The 5046-nt window shown below is 54.9% G+C and carries 6 protein-coding genes and 1 pseudogene; all 7 read right to left on the bottom strand.

The genetic code is table 11. The features are described from left to right. Positions 1-344 (bottom strand): adenosylcobinamide-GDP ribazoletransferase (locus tag V6C16_RS07785; protein WP_333542972.1); only part of this gene is annotated, 344 nt, incomplete at its 3' end. Between the two features lie 10 nt (positions 345-354). Beyond that, positions 355-996: a redox-sensing transcriptional repressor Rex gene (locus tag V6C16_RS07780; RefSeq protein ID WP_015939258.1), complete on the bottom strand. Its 642-nt coding sequence runs from the start codon at positions 994-996 to the stop codon at positions 355-357. Positions 997-2468: 1472 nt separating this feature from the next. Further along, positions 2469-2792, bottom strand: coding sequence for an ATP synthase F0 subunit C (gene atpE, locus V6C16_RS07775; RefSeq protein ID WP_015939256.1), 324 nt, complete (start codon positions 2790-2792; stop codon positions 2469-2471). Positions 2793-2929: 137 nt separating this feature from the next. After that, positions 2930-3634 carry a F0F1 ATP synthase subunit A gene (gene atpB, locus V6C16_RS07770; RefSeq protein WP_333536508.1) on the bottom strand — a complete coding sequence of 235 codons (705 nt, stop codon included), beginning with the start codon at positions 3632-3634 and terminating at the stop codon, positions 2930-2932. 283 nt (positions 3635-3917) lie between these two features. Beyond that, positions 3918-4340 (bottom strand): hypothetical protein, encoded by a 423-nt coding sequence (locus tag V6C16_RS07765; protein ID WP_333536509.1) that lies wholly within the window; start codon positions 4338-4340, stop codon positions 3918-3920. Continuing rightward, positions 4324-4680 carry an AtpZ/AtpI family protein gene (locus V6C16_RS07760; protein WP_333536510.1) on the bottom strand — a complete coding sequence of 119 codons (357 nt, stop codon included), beginning with the start codon at positions 4678-4680 and terminating at the stop codon, positions 4324-4326. Before V6C16_RS07760 ends, V6C16_RS07765 begins: the two co-directional genes overlap by 17 nt. 159 nt (positions 4681-4839) lie before the next feature. Continuing rightward, a pseudogene (locus tag V6C16_RS07755) lies at positions 4840-5046 on the bottom strand (23S rRNA (uracil(1939)-C(5))-methyltransferase RlmD); the annotation flags it as partial.

Here is a 5046-nt window from a genome sequence, read left to right as displayed (position 1 = left end):
TACCCGACGCTCTTCCGATCTCCGCGGGCATCGCCAAGGTCGGCCAGACCATCCCAGTGCAAGCCACGCGTGGCCCATGCTTCAAGCCCCATCCACAGCCAGGCCGCAAGCGCGGCGCACAGCAGCAGATCGGCTTGAGGGGACTGGCGCAGCAGGAAATATAAAAGAAAGCAGGGCAGGGCGAGTGTGAGGCCAAGGCACAGTCCGGCCGGGCCGTAAAAAGGCAGGCAGCGGCCAAGGTCGCTCCCGGTGCAGTCCGGGCGGGGCGGTACAAGGCAGGTTAAAAAGGCCAGGGCGTCATAACAACGGCCTGGCCGGAACAAGCGGCATTTTTTCAGGTGCACGGCCAAAACCCTAGCGGGTCATGGGGTGATTGAAGGCCAGGGCGTAAAGATGGTGGAAAAAATCCACATATTCCACATTGATGCGTTCAGGAACCTTGATGCGGGCGGGTGCAAAGTTCAGGATGGAGGTGATGCCCGCGTCCATAAGGTGCTGGGCCGCCCGCTGCGCCCTTTCAGGCGGGGTGGTAATGATGCCGATCTCAATGTTCAGGTCAGACACCATGTCTTTGAGGTCGCGAGTGCAGTGGACTTCAAGCCCGTGGACGATTTCGCCGATCTTGAAGGGGTCGCAGTCGAATATGGCCACGATGTTGAAACCGCGGGCGCGGAATTCGCCGTGGTTAAGAATGGCCTTGCCGAGGTTGCCGACACCGATGAGGGCCATGCGCCATTCGCGGTCAACACCAAGGGAAGAGGTGATGGCGGCGATAAGGGATTTTACATGGTAGCCTACCCCACGAATGCCGAACTCGCCAAAGTAGGCAAGGTCCTTGCGCACCTGCGAACCGTTGACCCCGCAGGCCTCAGCCAGAGGGTTGGAGGAAATGACCTCTACATTATCGCGCGAAAAATTTTCCAGCACTTGCACGTATGTGGCGAGCCGCTGGATGGTTGCGCGGGGAATGTGTTTGCTTTTGGGTTGGTTAGCCATAAAAGTACCTTTTGAAAGCCGCGAGCTTGTCAACGGGAAGATGTCGTCTCGTGAAATAAAGTGTCTATCAAAAATCAGCAAATGTGCAAGCCGGGCTGCTTTTGTCAATGGTTACTGCCAAGAGCATATAAAATATACGTAATCCTATGCTATGGCAATGTCACGCTCAATCTAGCGCTATTGGGTTGCATGCACAACCATTGACGATGGCTGCCCCCCAGTGTGATGATAACAAGATAGCCAACATGCGCGTAAATTTTAAGTTACATTTTTTACTTGTTATAAAGGCATGTTACATGCTGGTTCCTTTTGGGTTGTGGCCGTTTGCCACGGGCCTGGGCCGGGAAAACGCGCGCATGTTACAAAAAGAATTTTTCGTGATCAAAAGGCTACTATAAAAGGGTACAAAGGTTAAGCCCCAAGCCTCAGAATATGTTCTGCGCTGCCAAAAAAGACCAAGACTTTGAAAACAAGCCGTTTATGCGCTGATTACTCCAATGGAGACCGATATTTCAGGTCTTTACCTGCACGGTTGCGCATGGTTCGTCATTATTTTCGCAATGCAGATTGTTGGGGATCCGTTTTTTCAGGGCATCCCCTTATTTTTAAGGCGATCAGCTTTGCTAAAACGTCCTGCGGGCGCAAAATAATTGAAATTTTCGTGCCTGTACCTGACAATTTCCGATAATGCAATTTCTGACAATATCTGACGATACCCGATAATGCCTGACAAGCCACAAGCAGGCGGGCCGGGCTGGCCGGTGCCTGGCGGCCCCTGGCACGGGGCGGGATTAGAGCAATTTAACTTTTAAATTGCTCGGGCGGCTGCGTGAGCAGACGTTCGCTACGGAGGCGTAAGCGCAGTTTCTCTGCGCGGTTAAACGCCGAAGTGAGCGTGCAACTTTGAGAATGTATATTCTCAAAGTTAATCTGCTCTAGTGGTTCGGTTGCTGGAAGGGACAGGCGGAAGGCCAGAGCATTTTAACTTTGAAAAAGTGTAAATGCTCTAACGCTGCATGAACGTGCAGCGCGCCGCAATGTGGTGTGGATTCATCTGAAAATCGCATTTTCGGCTGAATGAAAGCTTTGAAATGTGAAGCATTTCAAAGTTAATCTGATCTAGAAAGTTAATCTGATCTAGACAGTGTCGTCACGAGATGGATTTCCTTGGTATATCAAGGAGAACGAGTCTTTTATGCAGGGAGTGTACTCTTATGGAACTCGACCGGAATAAAAGGCGAAGTTCGACGCAGAGCTACCGGGGAAGGCGCGCGTGACGACACTGTCTAGAGGCGCAGGGCAGCGGGTGTATGCGCCAGCAGGCTGTATGCATGCAGTGCGTCAGGCCTCGTAAATTGATAGTATGCAAGGCCGCGCGAAAGGTCAGTACGCGAAGTAATGCGAGGCGGAAGAGAAAAGGCAAATAAAAAAGGAGGCCGAAGCCTCCTTTTTTTGTCAAAACTTGTCCGGCCTTACGCGTAGGGGTTGGCGTACAGCAGAATGAAGCTGATAACCAGGGCGTAAATAGCCAGGGATTCGATAAAGGCAAAGGCCAAAATCATGGTACCGGTGATCTTGCCGCTCACATCGGGGTTGCGGGCAACGCCTTCGCAGGCGCCCTTCAGGCCAAGGCCCATGCCGATGCCGCAACCGAAGGCGGCAATGCCGATGCCGAGGGCGGCGGCCAGGCAGGTGTAGCCAAGGGCCGAGGCATCAAGCTGGTTGGCGGCGAAAGCCATGGTAGCCATACCCAGAAGGGCCACGGTGTTCAGGGCGATCATCAGAAGTTTACGCATGAGACACTCCTTGCACTGTTGTATTGTTGGGTCATTACGACCATTCCCCACTATAGAGTGCCTGTTTTACGTCCGGCAGGAGACGCCGCCGGGCTGGACACCCGGTACGGAGGGCGGCGGAGCCGCCCGCGGCAAGGCTAGTGTTCGGGAGCCTCAAGAGCGCCCTTGATGTAGAACATGGTCAGCATGAAGAACACGAAAGCCTGCATGGTCTTGCCCAGAAGGAAAAGCGCATAGATGGGCAGGGTTCCCAAAATGGGCGCCATGACGAAGAACAGCACCATAACGATTTCTTCACCCCGGATGTTACCGAAAAGACGGAGTGAAAGTGAAACCGGACGGGAAAGATGCGATACCACTTCGAGCGGGAACATAAGCGGAATAAGAAACTTGGAAGGCCCGGTGAAGTGATGGATGTAGTGCGTTTTCCAGCGGATAAGGCCCACGGCGTTATAAAACACCAGCACAAAAAGGGCCATACAGACCGTGGTGTTGAGGTTGGCGGTAGGCGCGTCGAAACCGGGCACAAGGCCCATAAGGTTCATGCCGAAAATGTAGATGAAAATACCCGCCAGCAGGGGTACAAACTTGCGCCCATGCTCGCCCATGGTGGAAATGATAAAGTTTTCAATGGTGTCCACCAGGGCTTCAAAAAAGTTCTGCAAGCCGCCCGGCACTAATGTCAGGCGTCTGCGCAGGACCCAGGCCACCGCAAACAGGATAGCCATGCAGACCCAGGAGTAGAACACATGTTTGAATTCCACCACCTGTCCACCGATGGTGATTTCGTCCATGCCCATAAATGTGGAGAGCAATACCGGATGCGGCAAACCACCTGCCATGAGCCATGCCTCCTGGTCGATGCGCGCCTTGGCGCTACGTTGATGTAAAGCCCTAAGGCCATTCCCCAAAAATATTTTGTTTCGGCCCTGCCGTCATTGGGCAGACGGGCTGCCCGCAGGTAGCGCAGGGACACGAATTTTCACACACCCAGAATCAGGCTTTTGCCGGGTCGCAAAGGGGTGCCGCCGGATTTCCGCGCCGCGCACAGGCCCTGATGGGGAGGCTGCGGCTGAGGGTTGCGGGCAGTGTGCAATAACATTCTTAACTAAAAAGCAGCGTTAGTCACGGGGTGTCGCGTCGCGCGGCTCGCCCGGCCAAGGCAAAGCTGACCAAGGCGCACAGCCCGCCTGCCAGCATGCCGCCCACAAGTGCGAACACTGGAGCCTGATAGACGATGAGGGAGATATAAAGGATGCCCCCCACCATGACAAGCCTGCCAAGCCACTGGATAATCACAATACGCAAAAAAGCTGTGCTGTAATCGCCCAGGCCCCGACGTAAAAAAAATCGTGCCAGCCCCCAGAACGTCCAGGCCATAATGGACAGGCCCACACCAAACCAGAATATCCAGGGCAGTACCGTGAAACTCAGCGCTCCGGCAAGCAGAAAAGCGGCAGCAAGCAGAATTTCATTGCGCACCATGACGCGCACGGCCGGGTGATCAAGCCCTCGCCGCCAAAGCCAGGCGTCAAGGCTGTGTATCATGCTCTTTTTGCCGTTCACGGCCATCGGTTTTGCCCTGCTCCCCGGGAAGAACGCTTGTGGCCTCGTTTTGCGGGGCCAATCCCTTGCGCAAGGCGTCCTGCCTTGCCATCTTTTTCAGCAGCGCCTTGGTGTCGCGGTAAACATTCAGAAAACCGGCGGCGATGCCTATAAGCAAAAAAATCAGCTTGCCCCAGGGGCCTGTGTGCAGCCAGTAATCAATGCCATAGCCTATGGCGAATCCCACGGCAGGCCCGCTGACCAGATGCAGCCCGATCACCCCGGTGTTAGCCATGGCTTCAAGGCCGCTTTGCTGCTGCTTCAGAAAGTCTTTGAACGACATGACCCCTCCCGCGCTGCGGCTGCCCTCAGGGGCGGCTGAACAGGCATTTGTTCTCGCGCGTTAAAGGGATAGACGCTATAAACCCCAACGCTGTGTAAATTATCACAGCTTTTGCGCCGCGTCAATGACTTTGCCCGGAAATATGTGTGGTGCATGACCTTACAGGCTTTGCCACAGGGTCAGGCATTCCACATGCGGTGTGTGGGGGAACAGGTCCACCGCCGCCATTTCCACCAGTCGGTAGGCTCCGCGAAGCCGGGCCGCGTCACGGGCAAGCGTGGCCGGATTGCACGATACATACAATATGGTGTGGGCGTTGAGCCGCAGAAGCGCGTTAAGGGCGCGGGGGGCAAGGCCCGCGCGCGG

The sequence above is a fragment of the Desulfovibrio sp. 1188_IL3213 genome (assembly GCF_036763145.1).
In the GTDB taxonomy this organism is placed as follows: domain Bacteria; phylum Desulfobacterota; class Desulfovibrionia; order Desulfovibrionales; family Desulfovibrionaceae; genus Desulfovibrio.
The sequence above is the reverse complement of the archived record's forward strand: the minus strand, read 5'-3'. Positions and strand labels throughout refer to the sequence as shown.